This window comes from Streptomyces purpureus (assembly GCF_014648195.1).
Lineage (GTDB): Bacteria > Actinomycetota > Actinomycetes > Streptomycetales > Streptomycetaceae > Streptomyces > Streptomyces purpureus.
Map to the genome: position 1 here is coordinate 21,182 of NZ_BMQQ01000021.1, position 23,446 is coordinate 44,627.

The following is a 23,446-nucleotide window of genomic DNA, read 5'->3' on the forward strand; positions in this document are numbered from 1 at the left end:
GAGGGCGCGGGGCCGTTCCACGGGGCACCCCGGGCTGGACGCCGGCTCCCCGGCGCAGGGCCCACCCTGGGGGTCCGGCCTCGGGGCACCCCGCCCGGGACGAGGGCGCCGGCCGTTCCCGGGGCAGGCCCCGCCCCCGAGGCGCCCCGGGACGAGCCGCCAGCTCCGCGGCGCGGCCGTCACGGCGCCCGAGGCCCCGCTGGGCATGTGGCTGAGGCAGCCCTGCCCGGCCGCCACCCGCCGCCTTCGGCGGGCGGTGGGGCTCCAGCCCGCCCTGCCCCCGGGGGTACGCCGCAGCTTCCCGCCGCAGCCGCGTCGCCGGGGCACGCGCCCGCCCCGCCCCAGGCCCCGCGAACGCCGGCTCCGCAGGGGTCCTCCCTACTCCACCCCGATCAGGAGCGGCGGTGCCCCCCGGCCCGCGCGATACGTCGTCGTGTCGACCGCCAGGTGACCCGCGCGGACGTGGGATTGGAGGGATTCCGAGAGGGACTCGGGGATCTCGTCCGCGAGGATCAGGGTGACCAGTTCGCCGCCCGCCGCGAGCATGCGGTCCAGGACCGTTGTCGCGGTCTGCTGGAGGTCGTGGCCGATGACCGCGACGTCGCCGTCGATCAGGCCCAGGATGTCGCCGGCCTGGCAGACGCCCGCCGAGGTGAAGGACTGGTGCTCGGCGACGGCGAGTTCGCCGTAGCGGGTGGCGCCGGCCGCGGCCGTCATGGCGACGACGTCCTCGTCGAAGCGGCGGTCCGGTTCGTGGACGGCGAGGGCCGCGATGCCCTGGACCGCGGCGCGGGTGGGGATGAGGGCGACGCGGATGCCCTCGGAGCGGGCCTGTTCGGCGGCCGCGGCGGCCGTGTGGCGCAGGTCGGCGTCGTTGGGCAGCAGGACCACCTCGCGCGCGTGCGCCCGGCGGATCGCGTCGAGGAGTTCTCCGCTGGCCGGGGGCTCCCCGGGCCGGGCGAGGACGGTCGTGGCGCCCGCGTCGGCGCACAGGCCCGCCAGGCCCTCGCCGGGGACGACGGCCACCACGGCCCGCTGGACCTGCTCGCGCGGGGCCGGGTGCGGCTCGCCGCCGAAGTGGGTGATCCGGATCCGGTACGGCCGCCCCGCCTCCACGCCCGCCTCGACCGCCGCGCCCGCGTCGTCGACATGGACGTGGACGTTCCACAGGCCGTCGCCGCCGACCACGACGAGGGAGTCGCCGAGCCCGTCGAGGCGGGTCCGCAGCCGGGCCACGGCCTCGTCGTCGGCTTCCAGGAGGTAGATGACCTCGAAGGCGGGGCCGCCCGGCTCGCACGCCGCCGGCAGCGGCACGACCGCGGCGCGCGCGGCCCGTTCCGTACGCGGCGGCGCCTCCCCGGACACGGCCTCCACGAGCGCGCCGAGCACGGTCACCAGGCCTCGGCCGCCGGCGTCGACGACGCCCGCCCGTTCCAGGACGGCGAGCTGGCTGGGGGTCGCCTCCAGGGCCGTCCTGGCCCCTTCGTACGCGCTGCGGGCCACCCCTGCCAGGTCGTCGCCGCGTGCCGCGGCCGCCGCGGCGGTGGCGACGCTGAGGATGGTGCCCTCGACGGGGTGCGCGACCGCCTGCCGGGCCGCGTGGGCGGCGGTGGACAGCGCCCTCACGAGGTGATCGCCGTCATTCCCGGCCGCCAGGACCTCGGCCATGCCGCGCAGCAGTTGGGAGAGGATCGTGCCGGAGTTGCCCCGGGCGCCGAGGAGGGCGCCGTGCGCCATGGCCCGTACCGCGTCGGCGGCGTCGACGGGGCCCGGGTCGTACGCCGCGAAGACCGCCTCGACGGCCTGTGCCGCGCTTTCGAGGGTCAGATAGAGGTTGGTGCCGGTGTCCCCGTCCGCGACCGGATAGACGTTGATCGCGTCGATCTCCTCGCGCTCCCTGCCGAGCGCCTGCAGCGCCAGTGAGCTCCAGGTTCGGACCACTGCGGCGTCGAGGGTCTGCGGCACCTGGCGGGCCTCCTTGTTCGGCTTTCGGCGGCGGGGGCGGCTGCATCGCAGCGTAGACCTCGTCCGCCCCGGTCAGGGGGCGGGGGCCGGGGTGGTGGCCGGGCGAGACATGGTAGTTTCGTTCTACCGACGCGGCCGTTGTATGCTGCTTCGGTTGCCCGACGAGAGTCGGGCCATTCCCCGGTACTGCCACTTCAGTCACTTCGATCTGATTCCGGCACGCCGGATTTCACTGTAAGTGCATCTGAAGTCTTTGGAGTGACCCGTGGCTGCCAACTGCGACGTCTGCGGCAAGGGGCCGGGCTTCGGCAACAACATTTCGCACTCGCACCGCCGTACGTCCCGTCGCTGGAACCCGAACATCCAGCGCGTGCGTGCCGTGGTCGGTCGGACGCCGAAGCGGCTCAACGTCTGCACCTCGTGCATCAAGGCCGGCAAGGTCTCGCGCTAAGGTGATGTTCCCCGCGTACGCGGGGATGATCCCCGCGACGTTTCGTCGTAGCGCAGCCCCTGCGGTTGCCTTGAAAGCCGGTCCACCTCACGGTGGACCGGCTTTTCGCTTTTCCCGCTAGCGCGAGCGCCAGCCGTGGTCCACGGGGCCGATGCCCGCGCCGAGCGCGAAGCCGGCCGCGATCGCTCCCGTGACGTACTCCTTGGCGGCCGCGACGGCCGCCGGGACGTCCTCGCCCTTCGCCAGGCTCGCCGCGATCGCCGAGGCGAGCGTGCAGCCGGTGCCGTGAGTGTGCCGGTTGTCGTGCCGGGGCGCCCGCAGCCAGTGCTCCTCGGTGCCGTCGGTGAGCAGGTCCACCGCGTCCCCGGCGAGGTGCCCGCCCTTGATGAGCGCCCAGCGCGGCCCGAAGCCGAGCACGGCGTCGGCCGCCCGCCGCAGGTCGTCCTCGTCACGGACCTCGACGCCGGTCAGCTGGGCGACCTCGTCCAGGTTGGGGGTGGCGACGGTGGCGAGGGGCAGCAGCCGTTCACGTACGGAGTCGAGCGCCGAGGCGGCCAGCAGGCTGTCGCCGTGCTTGGAGACTCCGACCGGGTCGACGACCACGGGCGCGTCCGTGTCCGCGAGGAGCTCGGCCACGGTCTCCACGAGCGGCGCCGAGGCGAGCATGCCGGTCTTGACCGCCTGGACACCGATGTCGTCGACGACGGCGCGGTACTGGGCCCGTACGGCCTCCACGGGCAGCTCCCAGGCGCCCTGGACGCCCAGGGAGTTCTGGGCGGTGACGGCGGTGATCACGCTCATGCCGTGCGTACCGAGCGCCAGCATCGTCTTGAGGTCGGCCTGGACGCCGGCCCCGCCGCCGGAGTCGGATCCGGCGACGGTGAGGACGAGCGGCGGGCGGGTCACTCGGTCTCCCCGAAGTGGTCCCAGCCGCCCGTGCTGTGCCAGGGGGCGCCGTCGACGGTCACCTGCGGCAGCGCGGAGGGGTTGAGCACCTCCCCGATGACCTTCCATCGGGCCGGCAGTTTCACGTCCGGCGGGAAGGTCGCGACGATCGCGTGGTCCTCTCCCCCGGTCAGCACCCACTGGAGCGGGTCGACGCCGACGGCCTGGCCGATGTCGTTCATCTGCGTGGGGATGTCGATCAGGCCCGAGCGCAGGTCGATGCGGACCTTGCTGGCCTCGGCGATGTGCCCGAGGTCGGCGATCAGGCCGTCGCTGACGTCGCACATGGCGGTGGCGCCGAGCCCGGCGGCCGCGGGGCCCGCGTGGTACGGCGGCTCGGGCCGCCGGTGGGCCTCGACGAAGGCGCGCGGGGAGCGGAAGCCGCGCGAGAGGACCGCGAAGCCGGCCGCGGACCAGCCCAGCCAGCCGGTGTAGGCGACGACGTCGCCGGGCTGGGCGCCGGCCCGGGTGACCGGGTCGTGGTTGCGCAGGTCGCCGAGGGCGGTGATGGCGACGGTGATGGTGTCGCCGCGGACCACGTCCCCGCCGACGACGGCCGCGCCGGCCACCTGGCACTCGTCGCGCAGGCCGTCCATGAGCTCGGTGGGCCAGGTGACGGGGAGCTCGGCGGGGACGACCAGGCCGAGCAGGAGCGCGGTGGGCACGGCGCCCATGGCGGCGATGTCGGCGAGGTTCTGCGCGGCCGCCTTGCGGCCGACGTCGTACGCCGTGGACCAGTCGCGGCGGAAGTGCCGCCCTTCGAGCAGGATGTCCGTGCTGGCCACCACGCGCCGGTCGGGTGCGGAGACCACGGCGGCGTCGTCGCCGGGCCCGATCCGTACCGCGGGGGTGGTGGTGAGCCGGGAGGTGAGCTCCCTGATGAGCCCGAACTCCCCCAACTCGCCGACTGTGCCCTTCACCGAGTCTCACCTCTTGTCGTCGTGCCGGCCGGGCCCGGTCGTCGTGACGGCCGGTCCCCGGAGCGCCCGGGGAACCCGGGAGCAGCCTCGCATCCCCGTCGCCCGAACGCCCCACCGGGCTTGCGGTCGCGGGGGTCTGCGGCTGTCGGTACGGTCGAATCGACCGTCAACTTCTGTCTTCCGTATGCCACGCTGCGAGCGCCGCCGGGCGCGGAGGTCTCCCCGTGGCCCGTGGCGACGCGGTACCGTGGCGTCCCTTTATCTCTCCACAAGATCCTCGTGGCCGCCCTGGAGGTTCCGTGGTACAGGCGTACATCCTCATCCAGACCGAGGTGGGCAAGGCGTCGACCGTCGCCGAGACCATCTCCAAGATCCCGGGGGTGATCCAGGCAGAGGACGTGACGGGTCCCTATGACGTCATCGTGCGCGCCCAGGCCGACACGGTGGACGATCTGGGACGCATGGTGGTCGCCAAGGTCCAGCAAGTGGAGGGCATCACGCGCACCCTGACCTGCCCGGTCGTGCATCTGTAGCCCCCGTCTACCCTTGGCCGGTGATGACTTCCCACCGGCTCGTTCGCCTGCCCGTCGCCGCAGCGGCCGTGCTGCTGGCCGTCTCGGGCTGCTCCTCCGGCGGCTCGGCCGCCTCGGTCGCGGTTCCCAGCCCGCCGGCCGGGGAAGCCGCCTTCTGCCGTGCGCTGCACGAGGAGCTTCCCAGGACCGTGGCGGGGCTCGACCGGAAGGATCCGGAGCCGGAGTCCGAGCTGACCGCCGGGTGGGGGGATGCGGCGATCGTACTGCGCTGCGGCGTCCCCCGGCCCGAAAAGCTGAACGACGTCCGGGCTCCGGGCGCGACGGTCGGTGGCGTGGACTGGATGATCGAGAAGCCGGAGGGCGGCGGGACCAAGGTCACCTCGACGTACCGCATGACGTACGTCGAGGTGATCCTGGACGAGCGGTTCACCGATGTGGCGCCGCTGGTGGAGCTCGCCCCCGCCGTGAAGAAGGCGGTCCCTCCGAGCCTCTAGCGGCCTAGCGCAGGCCGGTGGAACGGTTCAGCGCGGCCTGGATGAGCCGGTCGACCAGCTCGGGGTAGGACACACCGCTCTCCTCCCACATCCGCGGGTACATGGAGATCGGCGTGAAGCCGGGCATGGTGTTGATCTCGTTGATCACGAACTGCCCGTCCTCGGTGAGGAAGAAGTCCGCGCGGACCAGGCCCTCGCAGGACACCGACTCGAAGGCGGCGACGGCGAGCCGCTGCACCTCGGCGGTGGCCTCGTCGCCGATCGGGGCGGGCACGATCCCGGACGCCGAGTCGATGTACTTGGCCTCGAAGTCGTAGAAGTCGTGGTCGGTGACCGGCGGGATCTCGGCGGGCACGCTGGCGCGCGGTCCGTCCTCGAACTCCAGCACACCGCACTCGATCTCGCGGCCGCGCAGCAGCGACTCGACGAGGATCTTGGGGTCGTGGCGGCGGGCCTCCTCAATGGCGTCGTCGAGGCCGGAGAGGTCGTCGACCTTGGTGATGCCCATGGAGGAGCCGCCGCGAGCCGGCTTCACGAAGAGCGGCCAGCCATGCTCGGCGGCGAACTCGACGATCCGCTTGCGGGCCGTGGCCGGGTTCTGCTCCCACTCGCGGGGGCGGACGACGACGTACGGGCCGACGGGCAGGCCGAAGGAGACGAAGACGCGCTTCATGTACTCCTTGTCCTGGCCGACGGCGGAGGCGAGGACGCCCGCGCCGACGTACGGGATGCCGGAGAGCTCCAGCAGGCCCTGGAGGGTGCCGTCCTCGCCGTAGGGGCCGTGCAACACCGGGAAGACGACGTCGACCTCGCCGAGGGCCTCGGGGACGGCCCCGGGCTCGGTGAAGACGACTTCGCGGGAGGCCGGGTCGACGGGCAGGATCACGCCGCCCCGCTCCGACTCGGCCAGCTCGTCGACGCTGGGCAGGGCGCGGTCGGTGATCGCCATCCGCTCCGGCGCGTCCGCGGTGACGGCCCAGCGGCCGTCGACGGTGATGCCGATGGGGAGCACGTCGTACTTGCTCCGGTCGATGGCACGCAGGACGGCGCCGGCCGTGACGACGGAGATGGCGTGCTCGGAGCTGCGTCCGCCGAAGACGACGGCCACGCGCGGCTTGCGCCCGGTGCTGGTGGGGAGGTTCTCGCTGCTCATATCGGGTTGAGCGTACCCGCTCGGTGGGCGTGGGAGGATTCCCGCGCCGCACCGATTCCGTTTGTGAAGGGTGACGAAAAGGTGTGGACCGGGGCGGGTCGGCCGCCGGTCCGCATGGCGTCCGGGGCGGTTATTCAGTGCCGCTCGGGCTTGGCGGTGCGGCCCATCAGCTCCTTGAGGGCGACCATGGGGGGCTTGCCCTCGTGGACGATGCCGACGACGGTCTCCGTGATGGGCATGTCGACGCCGTGGCGGCGGGCCAGATCCAGCACCGATTCACAGGACTTGACGCCCTCGGCGGTCTGCTTGGTGACCGCGATGGTCTCCTGCAGGGTCATGCCGCGGCCGAGGTTGGTGCCGAAGGTGTGGTTGCGGGAGAGCGGCGAGGAGCAGGTGGCGACGAGGTCGCCGAGTCCGGCGAGGCCGGAGAAGGTGAGCGGGTCGGCGCCCATGGCGAGGCCGAGCCGGGTGGTCTCGGCCAGTCCGCGGGTGATGAGGGAGCCCTTGGCGTTGTCGCCGAGTCCCATGCCGTCGGCGATGCCGACGGCGAGCCCGATGACGTTCTTGACGGCGCCGCCCAGTTCGCAGCCGACCACGTCGGTGTTGGTGTAGGGGCGGAAGTACGGGGTGTGGCAGGCGGCCTGGAGGCGCTGGGCGACGGCCTCGTCGCGGCAGGCGACCACCGCGGCGGCCGGCATGCGGCTGGCGATCTCCTTGGCGAGGTTGGGGCCGGTGACGACGGCGACCCGGTCCGGGGAGACGCCGGCGACCTCCTGGACGACCTCGCTCATCCGCTTGGCGGTGCCGAGTTCGATGCCCTTCATGAGGGAGACGAGCAGGGTGCCGGGGGCGAGTTCGGGCACCCAGGCGGCGAGGTTGCCGCGCAGCGTCTGGGAGGGCACGGCGAGGACGGTGAAGTCGGCGTCGCGCGCGGCCTCGGCGGGGTCGGTGGTGGCGCGCAGGCTGGCCGGGAGCTCGATGCCGGGCAGGTAGTCCGGGTTGGTGCGGGTCTTGTTGACCGCGTCGGCGAGTTCCTGGCGGCGGCCCCAGAGGGTCACCTCGCAGCCCGCGTCGGCGAGGACCATGCCGAAGGCGGTGCCCCAGGATCCCGTTCCGAAGACGGCGGCCTTGACGGGTCGAGTCACTTCTTTCCCTCTCCCGCGGCCTTGCGCCGCTGCTCCAACCGCGCCCTGCGGTGGTCGTACGGCTGGTCCGGGGCCTTCTCGCCCCGTACGTCCTCCAGCTGTGCGGTGATCGCCGCCATGATGACCGCGGTGGCCTCGCGCAGCACGTCGGGGGTGGGCTCGAGGCCGTGGAAGCGGGAGAGGTCGACGGGCGGTCCGGCCTGCACGATCAGGGTCTTGCGGGGGAACAGCCGCAGCTTGTTCTCCTTGGCGTACGGCGGCATGGCCAGGTTGGCGCCCCACTGGGCGACCGGGATGACGGGGGCCTTGGTCATCAGGGCGACGCGGGCGGCGCCGGTCTTGCCGGCCATGGGCCACATGTCGGGGTCCCGGGTGAGGGTGCCTTCGGGGTAGAAGGCGACGCATTCGCCCTTCTCGATGGCGGTGACGGCGGCCCGGAAGGCGTCCAGCGCGTTGGTGGTCTCGCGGTAGACGGGGATCTGGCCGGTGCCGCGGAGCATCATGCCGACGAAGGAGCCCTTGAAGAGGGCGGCCTTCGCGAGGAAGCGGGGTACTCGTCCGGTGTTGTACTGCCAGTGCGCGTAGGACAGCGGGTCCAGGTACGAGTTGTGGTTGACGGCGGTGATGAATCCGCCGTCGGCCGGAATGTGTTCCATTCCCCGCCAGTCCCGCTTGAACAGAACCACCAGCGGCGGTTTTGCGATGACCGCCGCGAGGCGGTACCAGAAGCCGATTCTGCGGCGGGACACTCGGACACCTTCCTGTGGAACTGGCCTGATGGGGGTCAAGTGTCGCCTCAGGCTCCTGCTCTGTCGAGAACACCGTACGCCCCGGCCCCGGGGCCGACGCTCCGGGTCGTGCGGGCTGCGGGCGACAATGGGCCCCGATGAACATCGATCCGGACGACGGCTGGTCCCTGGTCGTGCCGCTGAAGCCGCTCGCGCTGGCCAAGAGCAGGCTCACGGAGGCGGCCGGCGCGCGTGGGCGGCCGCGGCTCGCGCTGGCGTTCGCGCAGGACACGGTGGCGGCGGCGCTGGCCTGCCCCGAGGTGCGGGATGTGGTGCTCGTCACGGACGATCCGGTGGCGTCGGTGGCGCTCTCGGCACTGGGGGCGCGGGTCGTGCCCGACTCCCCCGCCGCCGGTCTGAACGCGGCGCTCGCGCACGGTGCCCGGGCGGTACGGGAATCACGGCCCGGGGCGCCGGTGGCGGCGCTCAACGCCGATCTTCCGGCGCTGCGCCCCTCCGAACTGGCGTGTGTGCTTCAGGCGGCCGGACAATTCCCCCGGGCATTTCTCTGCGATGCCGCCCAAATCGGCACGACATTCCTGTCGGCCGGTCCCGGAGTGGAATTGCGGCCCGCATTCGGGGGTGCGTCGAGGGCCCGGCATTTGTCTTCGGGGGCGGCGGAAATCCGGCTGACCGGGGTGGATTCGGTACGCCGGGACGTGGACACGGGGGACGATCTGCGGGCCGCGCTGGCGCTGGGGGTGGGCCCGCGGACGGCCGCCCGCTGGGCGCGGGTGAGCCGATAGGCTGCGGTGCATGCAGGCGACCGCGTACACGTACGACCCCGATTCCCGCAGCGGCAGTGTGCTGCTCGACGACGGCACCCCGGTGGAGTTCGCCGCCGAGGCCTTCGACGCCGGGGGTCTGCGGCTGCTGCGTCCGGGGCAGCGGGTGCGGATCGAGACCGAGGGCGAGGGCGCGGGGCTGCGCATCACGCTGGTGACGCTGCAGACGTTCTGAGGCAGGGCGCGGGCGGCCGCGCCGGAACCACCGCGGGCCGGGCTCCCCCGAGGGGAGCCCGGCCCGGCGTGTGAGTGGCCCTATGAGCTTGTGCCGCTTACTTCTTGCGCGCGGTGGTCTTCTTGGCGGTGGTCTTGCGCGCCGTGGTCTTCTTGGCGGGCGCCTTCTTCGCCGTGGCCTTCTTCGCCGGGGCGGTCTTCTTGGCGGCGGCCTTCTTGGCCGTGGCCGTGGTCTTCTTGGCCGGGGCGGCCTTCTTGGCGGCGGGCGCGGCCTTCTTCGCCGCCGCGGTGGCCTTCTTCGCGGTGGTCTTCTTGGCCGCCGTGGTCTTGGCGGGGGCGGCCTTCTTGGCGGTGGTGGCCTTCTTCGCCGCCGCCTTCTTGGCGGTGGTGGCCTTCTTGGCCGCGGCCTTCTTGACCGTGGCGGAAGCGCCGCCGGTCAGGCTGCCCTTGGGGGCCTTCTTGACGGAGACCTCGCCGCCCTTGGGGAGCTTCTTCGAGCCGCTGACCAGGTCCTTGAAGCCCTGGCCCGCGCGGAAGCGGGGAACCGAGGTCTTCTTGACCCGGACGCGCTCACCGGTCTGCGGGTTTCGGGCGTACCGGGCCGGACGGTCGACCTTCTCGAACGAGCCGAAGCCGGTGACCGAAACCCGCTCACCGCCGACCACGGCACGCACGATCGCGTCGAGCACCGCGTCGACAGCGTCCGCGGCCTGCTGACGGCCGCCGAGCTTGTCGGCAATCGCTTCTACGAGCTGCGCCTTGTTCACGTCTTCCCCTTCGGAGACATTGCCAGAACGAAAGTGTTCAAGCTTTTTCGCACGTTAGGCAGATATATACCGCAAATCAAACACGAAACGGTCTAATCACCCTAGTGCCGCAACGGTGCGGACTCGTTGCGGAGTTCCGGGTGTCAGTCGCCTTCAGGGAATCGACCCTCGTCGAGGTCCTTCATCAACCGGTCAAGACGCGCTGCCGCGTCCTCGAGATCGTGCTTCGCCGCGGCCGTGACGACCAGCAGCTTCCGGGACAGCGCCATCCTTACGCCCTCCGGGACTTGCAGTTCGCGCACTCTTGTGTGCGCTTCCTTCAATCGGGCCGCGACCGCCGCATAGAGCTCGAGTTGGCTGTCGCGTTCCATGCACCGATTGTGCCATCTAGGGCGAGTTGTCGCCCGACGGGGTCTCAACAAGCGACTGCGCCCCCCACCGGACGGTGGGGGGCGCAGTCGTGGAAAAGCGCTGCTCAGGCCGTAATTGTACGGGGCTTGAAGGCCGGCCGAGAGGTCTCGTAGGCCGCGATGTCGGCTTCGTTCTGAAGGGTGAGGCTGATGTCGTCCAGGCCGTTCAGGAGCCGCCAGCGGGCGTTCTCGTCGAGCTCGAAGTCGGCGTCGATTCCGGCCGCGAGGACCTTCCGGCGCTCCAGGTCGACGGTGATCTCGGCTGTCGGGTCGGCCTCCGTCAGGGCCCACAGCGCGTCCACGACGTCCTGCTCCAGAACCACCGTGAGCAGGCCGTTCTTCAGCGAGTTGCCCCGGAAGATGTCGGCGAAGCGGGCGGAGATGACGGTTTGGAAGCCGTAGTTCTGCAGCGCCCAGACGGCGTGCTCACGGGAGGAGCCGGTGCCGAAGTCGGGGCCGGCGACCAGGACCGTGGCGCCCTGCCGCTCGGGGCGGTTGAGCACGAACTCGGGGTCCTTGCGCCAGGCCTCGAAGAGCCCGTCCTCGAAGCCGTCGCGGGTGACCTTCTTCAGCCAGTGGGCGGGGATGATCTGGTCGGTGTCGACGTTGCTGCGGCGCAGCGGAACGGCCCGGCCGGTGTGTGTGGTGAAAGCTTCCATGGTTCCTCAGACCCCCGCGGGCGTAGCGACGTCGGACAGATCGGCCGGGGAGGCCAGATGGCCCAGTACGGCGGTGGCGGCGGCGACCTGGGGCGAGACCAGATGGGTGCGTCCGCCCTTGCCCTGGCGGCCTTCGAAGTTGCGGTTGGAGGTGGACGCGGAGCGCTCACCGGGCGCCAGTTGGTCGGGGTTCATGCCCAGACACATCGAGCAGCCCGCGTGCCGCCATTCGGCGCCGGCCTCCTTGAAGACCTTGTCCAGGCCCTCCTCGACGGCCTGCAGGGCGACCCGCACGGAGCCCGGGACGACCAGCATCCGTACGCCGTCGGCGACTTTGCGGCCCTCGATGACCTGGGCGACCGCGCGCAGGTCCTCGATGCGGCCGTTGGTGCACGAGCCTACGAAGACGGTGTCGACATTGATCTCGCGCAGCGGCTGCCCGGCGGTCAACCCCATGTATTCCAGGGCTTTTTCGGCGGCCAGGCGCTCCGATGCGTCTTCGTACGAAGCCGGGTCGGGGACGTGCGCGGACAGCGGCGCGCCCTGGCCGGGGTTGGTGCCCCAGGTGACGAACGGGGAGAGGGAGGCACCGTCGATGACGACCTCGGCGTCGAAGACGGCGTCGTCGTCGGTGCGCAGGGTCTTCCAGTACGCGACGGCGGCGTCCCAGTCCGCGCCCTCGGGGGCGTGGGGGCGGCCCTTCAGATAGGCGAAGGTGGTCTCGTCCGGGGCGATCATGCCCGCGCGGGCGCCGGCCTCGATCGACATGTTGCAGATGGTCATCCGGGCCTCCATCGAGAGCTTCTCGATGGCGGGGCCGCGGTACTCCAGGACGTAGCCCTGGCCGCCGCCGGTGCCGATCCTGGCGATGATCGCGAGGATCAGGTCCTTGGCGGTGACACCCTCGGGCAGTTCGCCCTCCACGGTGATGGCCATGGTCTTGGGGCGGGCCATCGGCAGCGTCTGGGTGGCCAGGACGTGCTCGACCTGGCTGGTGCCGATACCGAACGCCAGGGCACCGAAAGCGCCGTGCGTGGAGGTGTGCGAGTCCCCGCAGACCACGGTGGTGCCGGGCTGGGTCAGGCCCAGCTGCGGTCCCACGACGTGGACGACACCCTGCTCGACGTCGCCGAGCGGGTGCAGCCGCACGCCGAAATCGGCGCAGTTCTTGCGCAGCGTCTCCAACTGCGCGCGCGAGACGGGGTCGGCGATCGGCTTGTCGATGTCGATCGTGGGGGTGTTGTGGTCCTCGGTCGCGATGGTGAGGTCGAGGCGCCGCACCTGCCGGCCGCTGAGGCGCAGACCGTCGAAGGCCTGGGGGCTGGTCACCTCGTGCAGCAGGTGCAGATCGATGTAGAGGAGGTCGGGCTCGCCCTCGGCGCGCCGGACGACGTGGTCGTCCCAGACCTTCTCCGCGAGTGTCCTACCCATCGCTTTCCCTCCGGCCCGACGGCGTTGCCAGGCCCAACTAGAGATCAATTGCGCCGCCGTCCGCACGTCGGACCCAGCGTGTGAAGCAAGCCCTTGTGCGGCCGCACATCCAGAGTCGCAACTTCTCGGAGAATTTGAACTTGCGTTTCACAGAGTGAGACGTGAGTATCGTTGCATGGACAACTCTAGCGGCGTCGGCGTTCTCGACAAGGCAGCTCTGGTATTGAGCGCACTGGAGTCCGGTCCGGCCACCCTCGCCGGGCTGGTCGCGGCGACAGGGCTCGCACGACCCACGGCACATCGCCTTGCCGTGGCACTGGAACACCACCGGATGGTGGCGAGGGACATGCAGGGCCGGTTCATCCTCGGCCCGCGGCTGGCGGAGCTCGCCGCCGCGGCCGGCGAGGACCGCCTGCTGGCCACGGCGGGACCGGTTCTTACCCATCTGCGCGACGTCACCGGCGAGAGCGCGCAGCTCTACCGCCGGCAGGGCGACATGCGCATCTGCGTGGCGGCCGCCGAGCGGCTGTCCGGACTGCGGGACACCGTGCCGGTCGGCTCCACGCTGACCATGAAGGCCGGCTCCTCGGCGCAGATCCTGATGGCCTGGGAGGAGCCGGAGCGCCTGCACCGCGGCCTCCAGGGCGCCCGCTTCACGGCGACGGCCCTGTCGGGCGTACGGCGCCGTGGCTGGGCCCAGTCGATCGGTGAGCGTGAGCCGGGCGTCGCGTCCGTCTCGGCGCCCGTACGCGGCCCGTCCAACCGCGTGGTGGCGGCCGTCTCCGTCTCGGGCCCGATCGAGCGGCTGACCCGCCACCCGGGCCGGATGCACGCCCAAGCCGTGATCGACGCGGCGGCCCGGCTCTCCGAGGCCCTGCGCCGCAACGGCTGACCGCCGCTCCCCGTACGTCCCACATTCCGGCCCGCCGCTTCAACGCCGCAGCGGTGGGCCGGAGTTGGCAGCAAGAACCGGAACACGAAGAAGCCCTCCCCTGCCGGGGAGGGCTTCTCCTTCACGTACCCCCGACCGGATTCGAACCGGCGCTACCGCCTTGAGAGGGCGGCGTGCTAGGCCGCTACACAACGGGGGCAAGATCTTGAGTTGTACTGCGCTGGCCTACCTGGACTCGAACCAAGACTAACTGAACCAGAATCAGTCGTGCTGCCAATTACACCATAGGCCACTGGTGGTATAGACCAGTTGGTACCCCCGACCGGATTCGAACCGGCGCTACCGCCTTGAGAGGGCGGCGTGCTAGGCCGCTACACAACGGGGGCCCTAGCGATCCTGCATCGGGTTCACCGGGTGCGACCCTGGTGATCCCGCGGGAAGGATCTGTACCCCCGACCGGATTCGAACCGGCGCTACTGCCTTGAGAGGGCAGCGTGCTAGGCCGCTACACAACGGGGGCTTTGCAGATGAGCTCTGCGAGCTGGCCTACCTGGACTCGAACCAAGACTAACTGAACCAGAATCAGTCGTGCTGCCAATTACACCATAGGCCACCAAAACTCAACCCCAGCATGTGGGGTTTTGTTCGGCTTGCGCTTTCGGTTCCGGGTTTTCGGCCCGCTCCCCTCGGCGCAGGAAGAACATTACCCGAAGGTGTCCGACGCTCCAAAACGGGTATCGGCGCCGAGCAGCGCGGGCAGCTGGGCGAGGCCGGTGATCCGGGCCAGTTCGGGGCGCCCCCCGAGGCCCGTGCGGTCCAGCCAGATGCCCCGGAGCCCGGCCTCCACCGCTCCCCTGGCGTCGATGTCCGGCTGGTCACCGACGTAGGCGACCTCGTGCGGGGCCAGCCCCATGGCGGCGCAGGCGGCATGGAAGGCCTCGGCGGCGGGCTTGGCGAAGCCCAGCTCGGCGGCGCAGACCACGGCCTCGAACCGGTCCCACACACCCAGCGTGCGCAGCTTGTGCTCCTGGTTGAGGAGCGAGGAGTTCGAGAGCACGGCGTGGCGGTAGTCGTCCGCCAGGAGGTCCAGGGCGGGCACGGCGTCGGGGAAGAGCTCCCAGGCGGCTTCGTAGTGACGCAGGTAACGGCTGAACCAGTCGTCGGCCTCGGTGTCGGTGAGACCGTCCGCCGCGAGGAAGTCACGGACCCGGTCGCGGCGCTGGGCGAGGAAGTCGACCCCGCCGGCCTCGAAGCGGCGCCAGTGGACGAGGGTGACCTCCTTCCAGAGAGCCAGCGCGTCCTCGGCGGTGCCGTACCGGGCGAGCAGCCCCTCGGCGTGGAGATGGGCGCGCATGCCGGCGGTGTCGGCGCCCGCGTAGTCGAAGAGCGTGTCGTCGATGTCCCACAGGACGGCTCTGATCGCCATGCGACCAAGGTACGCGACGGATCCCTCACATACTCGGAATTATGCATTCCGAGCGCATTGCTGCACTCCGTTTTTAATTTCTTGACTTTGTGTCGCGCCGTCCGCCTACACTCCGTCCGCCACTCTGGCGATCAAGGTTCCTGGGAGGAATTCATGACCAACATTCGGCGTGCAATGGCTGTTGCGCTTCCGGCTGCGGCCGCCCTGGCCTTCAGCGCGACCCCGGCACAGGCCGGCGTCGGTATTTACTGCACCGGCGAGGCGAACTGCGGAACGTTCTATTACAACTCGAACCTGAGCGGCTCGCGCACGACCTTTACCGGAAGCGGTGGCATCAACGGCAGCATTCGCGACCTCGCGGGCTACAAGTTCCTGGACTCGGGAGCCGGTCAGGGTACGCCGGTGAAGAATGGCGCGGCCTCCTTCTACAACGGCAGCCCCACCCCGACCACGATCTTCTTCAACAGCGGTCACAACGGCCCGTGCGACACCATCGCGGCCTACACCAACGCCAACCGTCTGGTGAACACGTACAACGAAAACGCCTCGCTGTGGTTCGGCGCGTCCGGCTCGAACTGCTACAAGTTCAACTGACCGGCGCACTGATTCCTTCTACGCACGTCAGCCCCGCGTGATGGCCACGGCCCGCGCGGGGCTCCGCACCGGAAAGCACCTGATGAGACGTTTGGTGACACCCGCGCTGGCCGTGTTCGCCCTGGTGGGATGCGTGGCGCAGGAGCCGCAGGGGGATGCCGGGGACCGGTCCGGGGCCAGCAGCGCCAAGGAATCCGCCGCTGGGAACTACACGCACCGGCTGCCCATCGCCGCCTACAGCTACACCGACGACGAGTACGCCTCCATCGAAGCGGCCGAGAACGTACTGGCAGGCGCCTGCATGGCGCGCTATTCGCTGTCCTTCGATCCGCCCAGGCCGGCCCCCGCGAAGCCGGGCCCCGATCGAAGGTACGGCCTGTCGGACGAGAAAAGCGCGAGCCTTTTCGGCTACCGACCGGACCCCATGGCGTCCACGCGCCGGCCGGCGCAGCTTGGTAAAGATGTACGTACCGTACTTCTCGGAAAGCAGGCCGTCGGGGCGACCGGACAGCTGGAATACCGCGGGAAAAAGGTTCCGGACGACGGATGCCTCGGCCGGGCCAAGCATGACCTGGGCAAGGACTACGCATATCCGGAAGGCTCCGAGACGGCCAGCCGGATATCGTCGCAGAGCTATCGGGATGCCATGCTCAGGCCCGAGGTGCGGACCGTCTTCAAAAAGTGGTCGGACTGCATGAAGAAAAGCGGTTACACATACACCTCACCCAGCGAACCGTTCGACTCGCCAGCATTCCGCGAAGGGCCCGTTTCGGCGCAGGAAAAAGCGACCGCGCAGGCGGATGTCGCCTGCAAGCGGAGCACCGGTCTCCTGGACGTGTGGTTCACCGCGGAGTCGGCGGTCCAGAAGACGATGATCGCCAAGCACGCCGGGGCGCTGCGGAAGCTCCAGGCCCTGCACCGGCAGAAGGTCGCGGCGGCGAAGAAGATCCTCTCCCAGGGGTGACCCACCTGCGCCGGAGGCCCGGCCCCTTGAAGGGGCCGGGCCTCGGTGCGTACGGGCGGGGCGTCTCAGGACGCCAGCTTCGCCAGGGCCGCGTCGATGCGGGCGAGGGTCTTCTCCTTGCCCAGGATCTCCAGGGACTCGAAGAGCGGCAGGCCGACCGTGCGGCCGGTGACCGCGACCCGGACCGGGGCCTGGGCCTTGCCGAGCTTGAGGCCGTGCTCCTCGCCGGCGGCCAGGACCGCGTTCTTGAGCGACTCGGGGTCGCTCCAGTCGGCGGCCTCCAGCTTGGCGCGGGCCGTGGTCAGCAGGGCGTCGGAGCCCTCCTTCATCGCCTTCGTCCAGGACGCCTCGTCCTCCACCGGTTCCGCGCGGAAGAGGAAGTCGACGTTGGCGGTGATGTCCGACAGGACGGTCAGCCGGGTCTGGGCGTGCGGGGCGATCGCCTCCCAGGCGGCCTGGTCGAAGTCCTCGGGCGCCCAGTTGGCGTGCGGGGCCTTCAGCCAGGGCGTGCAGGCCTCGGCGAAGGCCTTCACGTCGAGCCGGCGGATGTGGTCGGCGTTGATCGCCTCGGCCTTCTTCAGGTCGAAGCGGGCCGGGTTGGCGTTGACGTCGGCGACGTCGAACTTCGACACCATCTCCTCGATGGAGAAGATGTCCTGGTCGGCCGAGAAGGACCAGCCGAGCAGCGAGAGGTAGTTGAGCAGGCCCTCGGGGAGGAAGCCGCGCTCGCGGTAGATGTTGAGGGACGCCTGCGGGTCGCGCTTGGAGAGCTTCTTGTTGCCCTCGCCCATGACGTACGGCAGGTGGCCGAAGGAGGGGATCTCCTTGGCGATGCCGAGCTCGATGAGCGCCTTGTAGAGGGCGATCTGCCGCGGGGTGGAGGAGAGCAGGTCCTCGCCGCGCAGGACGTGGGTGATCTCCATCAGGGCGTCGTCGACCGGGTTGACCAAGGTGTACAGCGGGGCGCCGTTGGCGCGCACGATGCCGTAGTCCGGGACGTTGTCCGGGGTGAAGGTGAGCTCGCCGCGGACCAGGTCGGTGAAGGTGATCGGCTCGTCGGGCATCTTGAAGCGGACGATCGCCTCGCGGCCCTCGTCCTTGTAACGCCGGATGCGCTCGGCGCTCAGGTTGCGGCAGGTGCCGTCGTACCCCGACGGCTTGCCGGCCAGGCGCGCGGCGTCGCGGCGGGCCTCCAGCTCGACGGCGGTGCAGAAGCACTCGTACGCGTAGCCGCCGGCGCGGAGCTTGTCGGCGACGTCCTTGTACAGGTCCATGCGCTGCGACTGGCGGTAGGGCGCGTGCGGGCCGCCGACCTCGGGGCCCTCGTCCCAGTCGAGGCCGAGCCAGCGCAGCGAGTCGAGGAGCTGGTGGTACGACTCCTCGGAGTCGCGGGCCGCGTCGGTGTCCTCGATGCGGAAGACCATGGTGCCCTGGTTGTGCCGGGCGAAGGCCCAGTTGAACAGGGCGGTGCGGACCAGGCCCACGTGGGGGTTGCCGGTCGGCGAGGGACAGAAACGGACGCGGATGTTCGCGTTAGCCACGCTTGATCACCTTGTTGGTGAGAGTGCCGATGCCTTCGATGGTGACGGCGACCTCGTCGCCGACGTTGAGGGGGCCGACCCCGGCGGGGGTGCCGGTGAGGATGACGTCGCCCGGGAGCAGGGTCATGGCCTCGGTGATGTGGACGACCAGGTCCTCGATGGAGCGGATCATGTCGCTCGTACGACCCAGCTGGCGCTGCTCGCCGTTGACCGTGCACTGGAGGGTGAGGTCGCTCGGGTCGAGGTCGGTCTCCACCCAGGGGCCCAGAGGGCAGGAGGTGTCGAAGCCCTTGGCGCGGGCCCACTGCTTCTCGCGCTTCTGGGCGTCGCGGGCGGTGACGTCGTTGGCGCAGGTGTAGCCGAAGATGACGTCCTTGACCCGCTGTCGGGGGACCTCGCGGCACATGCGGCCGATGACCACGGCCAGTTCGGCCTCGTGGTGCAGCTCCTCGGAGAAGGAGGGGTACTCGATGGCGTCGCCGGAGCCGATCACGGAGGTGGTGGGCTTGAAGAAGGCGACGGGCACCTCGGGGACCTCGTTGCCGAGCTCGGCGGCGTGCTCCGCGTAGTTGCGGCCGATGGCCACGACCTTGTTGGGGAGGACGGGCGGCAGGAGCCGGACCTTGCTCAGCGGGACCTTGGTGCCCGAGAGCTCGAAGTCGCCGTACGGGATGCCCTTGATGATGTCGAGGACGAGGGCGCCGGATTCGACGGTCCCTTCGCCCTCGACCGCGCCGAAGGCGACATTGCCGTCGATGGAGAACCTGGCGATGCGCACGAGTGCTGTCGCCCCTCACTACTGGCTGGCTGGAGTCTGACGCTCCAGGCTAACGCCGTGCGGGGGGCGGACCTCCCGTAATTCCCTCGTCCCGCGCTCGCGTCACTGCGCGAGGGGGGCGTCCATGAGGGTGGTGCGGCGGGGGTTGGCGGTCTGGGTGGGCAGCTCGACGGCGTGCTCCGGCTGTGCGCCCCGCTCCAGCTGCTCGGCGTCCTCGAGGTGGGCGAGCGTGGTGCGGCGGGGGTTGGCTATGTTGCGCAGCAGCATCGTCGTCTTCATCGCTGTCTTCGGACCTTCTCGGGGTAGGGATGGACAGAGCGCCTTCGCTTGTAAAGCGTCAGGCTAAACATTCAATTCCCTTCGAATGCATGGAAGAGACAACGATCTACGTGTGAGTTTGCTCACCACCGGACCGGCAATTCCGGCATTGCGGACAGTCACCCGTCATCACGGAAACGGACATTGCGCCATTGAATGCGCCATTCCGCTCCTGATCATGGCGACTGGGACAGGGTCCACCCCTAAGCGACTCGTAGGGATACGTCCGGTTTCCACCCGAACACGCTCCACATGGGGTGACGTTCCGCGTACGCGCCGTCATCGCATCGGGAGGCCCGGCCGCCGCCCTTGTTGGAGATCGAGCACTGTGCTGGAATTCCACGCACCGCCGCGGGTCACTGACCGGCGCGCAGGTGTGGCGCAACGCAGCGCCGAGTGAGCGGCGGGAAGGGGGAGTCTGCGCCGGTCACTGACGACCACCCGGGGGCGCGACTGCGCCCCACGACGCCGACACCGTCCCGTTCCGTTCACGCGGAGGGACGCCTGGTCCAGAGGTTGCGACGCTAGTGCAGGGACGTTTCAAGAAGGATGGCCCGGGCTCTCCCCGGGGCCGCCAGGGCCGCGGAGATGCTGCGGCGGAACAGGAGCCGCGCGGCGCGAGCGACCGCGGCGCCTCGCCCCAGCACACCCAGAACCAGGGTCAGGGACCGGCAGCGGCCGGTGACGGCAAGAGCACCGGACGTCCGGGTACCGCGCCCGCCGCGGCCGAGACGGCGGTCCCCCTCAAGCCCGTCGGTCCGTCCGAGACCGGCTCGCGGATGGCGCTGCGCAACTGGCGCATCTCCACCAGGCTCGTCTCCCTGCTCGCCCTCCCCGTGGTCGCCGCGACCACCCTCGGTGGGCTGCGTATCAACGAGTCGCTCAACGAGGTGCAGCAGCTGGAGCACATGCAGCTGCTCAGCAAGATGACCCGGGAGGCGACGGCCCTCGCGACGGCGCTCCAGAAGGAGCGCGACCTCACGGCCGGCCCGCTCGCCAGCGGCTTGTCGGCCGCCGACTACAAGGTGTCCGAGCCGCGCCGCAACACCGACACCAAGCAGAAAGCGTTCCTCGACGCGACCGAGCAGATCGGTGACGCCGAGGGCGACGAGGCGCTGCAGTCGATCCGCGCGAACGCCAGCCAGATCGCCTCGCAGGTCGTCACCCTGGGCGACATCCGCCAGGGCGCGTACGCCAGGAACGTCTCGAAGTCGCAGACCGTCGAGGCGTACAGCCGGCTGATCGAGTCGCTGCTCAGCCTCTCGCAGGACATGGCGCAGGCGACCAGCAACCCGGAGATGATCAAGCGCACCCGTGCGCTGGCCGCGTTCTCCTCCGCCAAGGAGTACGCCTCCATCCAGCAGGCGATCATCGCCTCGGCCCTCCCCCAGGACCCGAAGGACAAGGCCGACCTCCAGCTCCAGGACCGGCTGTACGGTGACGCCGCGCGCACCAGCGAGAAGGCCGAGCTCCGCGCCTTCGAGACGCTCTACGAGAGCATGGGCGGCAACGCGACCGACCTGACCTCGCCGCTGAACAGCTCCAACCCCACGATCGAGGCGGCGAACAAGTACGCCGAGCGGGTGCTGAGCAACCCCAAGGGTCTGACGGACCAGGACCCCCGAGGCTTCCTCGACTGGACCGACGAGTACAGCACCAAGATCACGGCCATGAACTCCATCGAGGCCACCCTGCTGGGCGAGATGGAGAGCAAGGCCCGTGACCTGCGCCAGGAGTCGCAGCGCGACGCCATCATCAACGGTGCGCTGATCCTCTTCGTTCTCGGTGTCTCGCTCGTCGGCGCCTTCGTCGTGGCCCGCTCCATGATCCGGTCGCTGCGGCGACTGCAGGACACCGCCACCAAGGTCGCCCAGGACCGTCTGCCCGAGCTGGTCAAGCAGCTCTCCGAGTCCGACCCGCAGGACGTCGACACCTCCGTCGAGTCCGTCGGTGTGCACTCCCGGGACGAGATCGGCCAGGTGGCCGCGGCCTTCGACGACGTGCACCGCGAGGCGGTCCGCCTCGCCGCCGAGCAGGCCCTCCTGCGGGGCAACGTCAACGCGATGTTCACCAACCTCTCGCGCCGCTCCCAGGGTCTTATCCAGCGTCAGCTCTCGCTCATCTCCGAACTGGAGTCCCGCGAGGCCGACCCGGACCAGCTGTCGTCGCTGTTCAAGCTCGACCACCTCGCCACCCGTATGCGCCGGAACGGTGAGAACCTCCTCGTTCTCGCCGGTGAAGAGCCCGGCCGCCGCTGGACGCGCCCCGTCCCGCTGGTCGACGTACTCCGCGCCGCGGCGTCCGAGGTGGAGCAGTACGAGCGCATCGAGCTGGCGTCCGTACCGGCCACCGAGGTCGCCGGCCGCGTCGTCAACGACCTCGTGCACCTCCTCGCCGAGCTGCTGGAGAACGCCACCTCGTTCTCCTCGCCTCAGACCAAGGTCCGCGTCACCGGTCACGCGCTGCCCGACGGACGTGTCCTGGTCGAGATCCACGACACCGGTATCGGCCTCTCCCCCGAGGACCTCGCCGCGATCAACGAGCGGCTCGCGTCGCCGCCCACCGTGGACGTCTCCGTCTCCCGCCGCATGGGTCTGTTCGTGGTCGGCCGCCTGTCCCTGCGACACGGCATCCGTATCCAGCTGCGCCCGTCGGACTCCGGCGGCACCACCGCGCTCGTCATGCTCCCCGTCGACGTCGCCCACGGCGGCAAGAAGCCCGCGCCGGCCATGCCGGGCGCCGGCGGCCAGGGCGCCGTGCCGCAGGGCAACGCCTCCGGTGGCCGGCCCCCCGCCGGTCCGGGTGGCGCCGGTGGCGGCCGTCCGGGTCTGCCCGGTGGTCCCGGCGGAGCCGCCGGCCGTACGGGCGGACCGCGCGGTCAGGTCGGCGCCGGCTCCGGGCCGCGCGCCGCGCTGCCCGGCCGGGACGGTGCCGGTACGGGTGCCGGTGCCGGTGCCCCGCGTGGCAACGGCGGCCCGCAGGCCGCGCCCGGACAGGACCCGCAGCGTCAGGGCGCCGGTGCCGGTGCCGGTGCCGCCATGGGCGGCTTCGGCGGCAACGCCGGTGCCGGGCAGGGCGGTATCCCCACGCGCAACGACGTGTGGCAGAACCAGAACCAGAACCAGCAGGGCGGCCTTCAGGGCCAGCAGGGCGGCGCCCCGAAGGGCCGTCCCGCTCCACAGGGTCAGCAGCAGGGTCAGCCGGGTCAGCAGCAGGGCGGCCCCGGTGCGCGTCCCGCGCCGGCGCACGGCGGCTTCCAGCAGCCCGCTCCCGGCCGCCCGGCGCAGGGTGACCGCGGTCGTCAGCAGCCGCTGCCGCCCGCCGGTGGTCCGCGCGCCGAGCTGCCCGGGGCCGACGCCTCGCAGCAGCAGCGCCCGCAGACCACCAGCTGGGGCAGCGAGCAGGTGCCGGCGACCCCGCGCCAGCAGCAGCCGCAGCCCGCGCCGCGCCCGGTCCAGCCGCAGAACATGACGCCGCTGGACGCTCCGCGCGGCCACGAGGAGCCCGAGACGACCGGCCAGTTCCCCCGGCCGGACTTCCCGCAGCGCCCCGCGGCCCCGTACCCGAGCCACCTCCAGCCGCAGGCCCAGGACCCCGCGTCCACGGCCCAGTTCCCGCGTCCCGACTTCACGGCCCCGCAGCCGCCCTCCCAGGGGCAGGCGCCCGCACAGCGCCAGCGTGGGCGTGACGCCGCGGACTTCGGTGCACCGCGTCCCCCGGCCGGCGCCCTGCCGCAGCAGCCGCAGCCGGAGGCCCTGCCGCCGGCCGGTTCCGGCGGTGACGGCCGTACGCCGCTGTACGACACGCTGGAGACGAACTGGCGTCATGGTCAGGGCGGCGACCCCGACCAGACCATGCAGACGCCGGTCGTCCCCCAGCAGCCGGAGCGGCCCACCCCGCCGCGCCGGTCCGCGCCCGAGGCGGCCGCACCGGCCACCACCTCGTGGCGCACCTCCCCCAACGACGAACTGGTGCGCCAGGCCGAGCGGGTCCGCAAGCCCGCGGCCGGCGGTGTCACCACGTCCGGTCTGCCCAAGCGGGTCCCGCGCGCCAACCTGGTGCCCGGTACCGCGCAGGAGCAGCCCACCACGGCCGGCCCGCAGGTGTCTCGTGCGCCCGACGACGTCCGCGGCCGTCTGACCAACCTCCGCCGGGGCATCCAACAGGGTCGCCAGGCGGGGAACTCGACCACGGGCAGCTTCAACATCGGCCCGAATCACCAGCAGGAGCGTTAGTTGAGCCCGATGAGCCAGGCGGCGCAGAATCTGAACTGGTTGATCACCAACTTCGTGGACAACACCCCTGGGGTGTCC

General features: G+C 70.9%; 23 protein-coding genes, 5 tRNA genes and 1 pseudogene. 10 read left to right on the forward strand and 19 right to left on the reverse strand.

The features are described 5' to 3' along the window. Positions 1–378: 378 nt before the first annotated feature. Complete coding sequence (gene fakA / locus IEZ01_RS23950; protein ID WP_189203716.1) at positions 379–1,965, reverse strand: DAK2 domain-containing protein; 1,587 nt, start codon at positions 1,963–1,965, stop codon at positions 379–381. 265 nt (positions 1,966–2,230) lie between these two features. Here fakA and rpmB point away from each other — a divergent pair, with 265 nt between their 5' ends. Continuing rightward, positions 2,231–2,416, forward strand: coding sequence for a 50S ribosomal protein L28 (gene rpmB, locus IEZ01_RS23955; protein ID WP_003957616.1), 186 nt, complete (start codon positions 2,231–2,233; stop codon positions 2,414–2,416). A 117-nt stretch (positions 2,417–2,533) separates the two neighbouring features. On the opposite strand, the gene thiD is transcribed toward rpmB, so the two are convergent. After that, entirely contained in the window at positions 2,534–3,322 is a 789-nt protein-coding gene (thiD, locus tag IEZ01_RS23960) for a bifunctional hydroxymethylpyrimidine kinase/phosphomethylpyrimidine kinase (protein ID WP_189203718.1), read from the reverse strand. Further along, positions 3,319–4,281 carry a thiamine-phosphate kinase gene (locus IEZ01_RS23965; RefSeq protein ID WP_019889750.1) on the reverse strand — a complete coding sequence of 321 codons (963 nt, stop codon included), beginning with the start codon at positions 4,279–4,281 and terminating at the stop codon, positions 3,319–3,321. Before IEZ01_RS23965 ends, thiD begins: the two co-directional genes overlap by 4 nt. Positions 4,282–4,580: 299 nt before the next feature. Between IEZ01_RS23965 and IEZ01_RS23970 the strand changes: the two genes are divergently transcribed. Together IEZ01_RS23970 and IEZ01_RS23975 are read left to right on the forward strand one after the other, a co-directional pair. Continuing rightward, positions 4,581–4,814: an Lrp/AsnC family transcriptional regulator gene (locus IEZ01_RS23970; RefSeq protein WP_019889749.1), complete on the forward strand. Its 234-nt coding sequence runs from the start codon at positions 4,581–4,583 to the stop codon at positions 4,812–4,814. Between the two features lie 23 nt (positions 4,815–4,837). After that, positions 4,838–5,308 (forward strand): DUF3515 domain-containing protein, encoded by a 471-nt coding sequence (locus IEZ01_RS23975; protein ID WP_189203783.1) that lies wholly within the window; start codon positions 4,838–4,840, stop codon positions 5,306–5,308. 4 nt (positions 5,309–5,312) lie between these two features. Here IEZ01_RS23975 and IEZ01_RS23980 read toward each other — a convergent pair whose 3' ends face one another. The 3 genes from IEZ01_RS23980 to IEZ01_RS23990 all read right to left on the reverse strand — a co-directional run bounded on the left by IEZ01_RS23980 (position 5,313) and on the right by IEZ01_RS23990 (position 8,355). After that, positions 5,313–6,461 carry a D-alanine--D-alanine ligase family protein gene (locus IEZ01_RS23980; protein WP_019889747.1) on the reverse strand — a complete coding sequence of 383 codons (1,149 nt, stop codon included), beginning with the start codon at positions 6,459–6,461 and terminating at the stop codon, positions 5,313–5,315. A 134-nt stretch (positions 6,462–6,595) separates the two neighbouring features. After that, positions 6,596–7,606, reverse strand: a complete 1,011-nt coding sequence (locus tag IEZ01_RS23985; RefSeq protein ID WP_019889746.1) for an NAD(P)H-dependent glycerol-3-phosphate dehydrogenase — start codon at positions 7,604–7,606, stop codon at positions 6,596–6,598. Next, complete coding sequence (locus tag IEZ01_RS23990; protein ID WP_019889745.1) at positions 7,603–8,355, reverse strand: lysophospholipid acyltransferase family protein; 753 nt, start codon at positions 8,353–8,355, stop codon at positions 7,603–7,605. The genes IEZ01_RS23985 and IEZ01_RS23990 overlap by 4 nt, the downstream gene beginning before the upstream one ends. 137 nt (positions 8,356–8,492) lie before the next feature. Here IEZ01_RS23990 and cofC point away from each other — a divergent pair, with 137 nt between their 5' ends. Together cofC and IEZ01_RS24000 are read left to right on the forward strand one after the other, a co-directional pair. Continuing rightward, entirely contained in the window at positions 8,493–9,140 is a 648-nt protein-coding gene (cofC, locus tag IEZ01_RS23995; RefSeq protein ID WP_019889744.1) for a 2-phospho-L-lactate guanylyltransferase, read from the forward strand. A 10-nt stretch (positions 9,141–9,150) separates the two neighbouring features. Next, complete coding sequence (locus IEZ01_RS24000; RefSeq protein WP_019889743.1) at positions 9,151–9,354, forward strand: hypothetical protein; 204 nt, start codon at positions 9,151–9,153, stop codon at positions 9,352–9,354. Between the two features lie 97 nt (positions 9,355–9,451). Here the strand turns inward: IEZ01_RS24000 and IEZ01_RS24005 are convergent, their stop codons facing one another. The 4 genes from IEZ01_RS24005 to leuC form a co-directional block, all read right to left on the reverse strand. Continuing rightward, positions 9,452–10,120: an HU family DNA-binding protein gene (locus IEZ01_RS24005; RefSeq protein WP_019889741.1), complete on the reverse strand. Its 669-nt coding sequence runs from the start codon at positions 10,118–10,120 to the stop codon at positions 9,452–9,454. Between the two features lie 143 nt (positions 10,121–10,263). After that, a complete protein-coding gene (locus IEZ01_RS24010; protein ID WP_028798030.1) occupies positions 10,264–10,491 on the reverse strand; it encodes an SCO5555 family protein in 228 nt (75 codons plus the stop codon). 104 nt (positions 10,492–10,595) lie between these two features. Next, positions 10,596–11,189, reverse strand: a complete 594-nt coding sequence (leuD, locus tag IEZ01_RS24015) for a 3-isopropylmalate dehydratase small subunit (RefSeq protein ID WP_189203720.1) — start codon at positions 11,187–11,189, stop codon at positions 10,596–10,598. Between the two features lie 6 nt (positions 11,190–11,195). Then, the gene (gene leuC, locus IEZ01_RS24020; RefSeq protein ID WP_019889738.1) at positions 11,196–12,620 is read right to left on the reverse strand and encodes a 3-isopropylmalate dehydratase large subunit; all 1,425 of its coding nucleotides are present in this window, start codon (positions 12,618–12,620) and stop codon (positions 11,196–11,198) included. Between the two features lie 175 nt (positions 12,621–12,795). Between leuC and ndgR the strand changes: the two genes are divergently transcribed. Continuing rightward, positions 12,796–13,512, forward strand: a complete 717-nt coding sequence (gene ndgR / locus IEZ01_RS24025) for an IclR family transcriptional regulator NdgR (RefSeq protein ID WP_005311436.1) — start codon at positions 12,796–12,798, stop codon at positions 13,510–13,512. 126 nt (positions 13,513–13,638) lie between these two features. On the opposite strand, the gene IEZ01_RS24030 is transcribed toward ndgR, so the two are convergent. The 6 genes from IEZ01_RS24030 to IEZ01_RS24055 all read right to left on the reverse strand — a co-directional run bounded on the left by IEZ01_RS24030 (position 13,639) and on the right by IEZ01_RS24055 (position 14,938). Further along, positions 13,639–13,711 (reverse strand) — tRNA-Glu (locus tag IEZ01_RS24030). A gap of 21 nt (positions 13,712–13,732) precedes the next feature. Next, positions 13,733–13,804 (reverse strand) — tRNA-Gln (locus IEZ01_RS24035). A gap of 18 nt (positions 13,805–13,822) precedes the next feature. Next, positions 13,823–13,898, reverse strand: a tRNA-Glu gene (locus tag IEZ01_RS24040). 61 nt (positions 13,899–13,959) lie between these two features. Beyond that, positions 13,960–14,032 (reverse strand) — tRNA-Glu (locus IEZ01_RS24045). Between the two features lie 21 nt (positions 14,033–14,053). Further along, positions 14,054–14,125: transfer RNA gene (locus tag IEZ01_RS24050), tRNA-Gln, on the reverse strand. Between the two features lie 90 nt (positions 14,126–14,215). Then, complete coding sequence (locus IEZ01_RS24055) at positions 14,216–14,938, reverse strand: HAD family hydrolase (protein ID WP_019889736.1); 723 nt, start codon at positions 14,936–14,938, stop codon at positions 14,216–14,218. Between the two features lie 153 nt (positions 14,939–15,091). Here IEZ01_RS24055 and IEZ01_RS24060 point away from each other — a divergent pair, with 153 nt between their 5' ends. Continuing rightward, on the forward strand, positions 15,092–15,532 hold the full coding sequence (locus tag IEZ01_RS24060) for a hypothetical protein (RefSeq protein WP_189203722.1): 441 nt from the start codon (positions 15,092–15,094) through the stop codon (positions 15,530–15,532). A 94-nt stretch (positions 15,533–15,626) separates the two neighbouring features. Further along, positions 15,627–16,496, forward strand: coding sequence for a hypothetical protein (locus tag IEZ01_RS24065; RefSeq protein WP_229833190.1), 870 nt, complete (start codon positions 15,627–15,629; stop codon positions 16,494–16,496). Positions 16,497–16,561: 65 nt separating this feature from the next. Here IEZ01_RS24065 and gltX read toward each other — a convergent pair whose 3' ends face one another. From gltX to IEZ01_RS24080, 3 genes are all read right to left on the reverse strand, one after another. After that, positions 16,562–18,037 (reverse strand): glutamate--tRNA ligase, encoded by a 1,476-nt coding sequence (gene gltX, locus IEZ01_RS24070; protein WP_019889733.1) that lies wholly within the window; start codon positions 18,035–18,037, stop codon positions 16,562–16,564. Next, complete coding sequence (locus IEZ01_RS24075) at positions 18,030–18,815, reverse strand: fumarylacetoacetate hydrolase family protein (RefSeq protein WP_189203724.1); 786 nt, start codon at positions 18,813–18,815, stop codon at positions 18,030–18,032. The genes gltX and IEZ01_RS24075 overlap by 8 nt, the downstream gene beginning before the upstream one ends. Positions 18,816–18,917: 102 nt before the next feature. Beyond that, on the reverse strand, positions 18,918–19,094 hold the full coding sequence (locus tag IEZ01_RS24080) for a hypothetical protein (protein ID WP_019889731.1): 177 nt from the start codon (positions 19,092–19,094) through the stop codon (positions 18,918–18,920). Positions 19,095–19,660: 566 nt separating this feature from the next. Between IEZ01_RS24080 and IEZ01_RS24085 the strand changes: the two genes are divergently transcribed. Both IEZ01_RS24085 and IEZ01_RS35155 read left to right on the forward strand, forming a co-directional pair. Next, positions 19,661–23,368 (forward strand): sensor histidine kinase, encoded by a 3,708-nt coding sequence (locus tag IEZ01_RS24085; protein WP_189203726.1) that lies wholly within the window; start codon positions 19,661–19,663, stop codon positions 23,366–23,368. A gap of 9 nt (positions 23,369–23,377) precedes the next feature. Further along, positions 23,378–23,446 (forward strand): annotated as a pseudogene (locus IEZ01_RS35155) (roadblock/LC7 domain-containing protein); the annotation flags it as partial.

Bases quoted from the DNA above. Each gene is read 5' to 3' on its own strand.
- IEZ01_RS23975 (WP_189203783.1), top strand. From the start codon at position 4,838: ATGACTTCCCACCGGCTCGTTCGCCTGCCCGTCGCCGCAGCGGCCGTG.
- IEZ01_RS23980 (WP_019889747.1), bottom strand. From the start codon at position 6,461: ATGAGCAGCGAGAACCTCCCCACCAGCACCGGGCGCAAGCCGCGCGTG.
- cofC (WP_019889744.1), top strand. From the start codon at position 8,493: ATGAACATCGATCCGGACGACGGCTGGTCCCTGGTCGTGCCGCTGAAG.
- IEZ01_RS24000 (WP_019889743.1), top strand. From the start codon at position 9,151: ATGCAGGCGACCGCGTACACGTACGACCCCGATTCCCGCAGCGGCAGT.
- IEZ01_RS24010 (WP_028798030.1), bottom strand. From the start codon at position 10,491: ATGGAACGCGACAGCCAACTCGAGCTCTATGCGGCGGTCGCGGCCCGA.
- leuD (WP_189203720.1), bottom strand. From the start codon at position 11,189: ATGGAAGCTTTCACCACACACACCGGCCGGGCCGTTCCGCTGCGCCGC.
- leuC (WP_019889738.1), bottom strand. From the start codon at position 12,620: ATGGGTAGGACACTCGCGGAGAAGGTCTGGGACGACCACGTCGTCCGG.
- ndgR (WP_005311436.1), top strand. From the start codon at position 12,796: ATGGACAACTCTAGCGGCGTCGGCGTTCTCGACAAGGCAGCTCTGGTA.
- IEZ01_RS24055 (WP_019889736.1), bottom strand. From the start codon at position 14,938: ATGGCGATCAGAGCCGTCCTGTGGGACATCGACGACACGCTCTTCGAC.
- IEZ01_RS24060 (WP_189203722.1), top strand. From the start codon at position 15,092: ATGACCAACATTCGGCGTGCAATGGCTGTTGCGCTTCCGGCTGCGGCC.
- IEZ01_RS24080 (WP_019889731.1), bottom strand. From the start codon at position 19,094: ATGAAGACGACGATGCTGCTGCGCAACATAGCCAACCCCCGCCGCACC.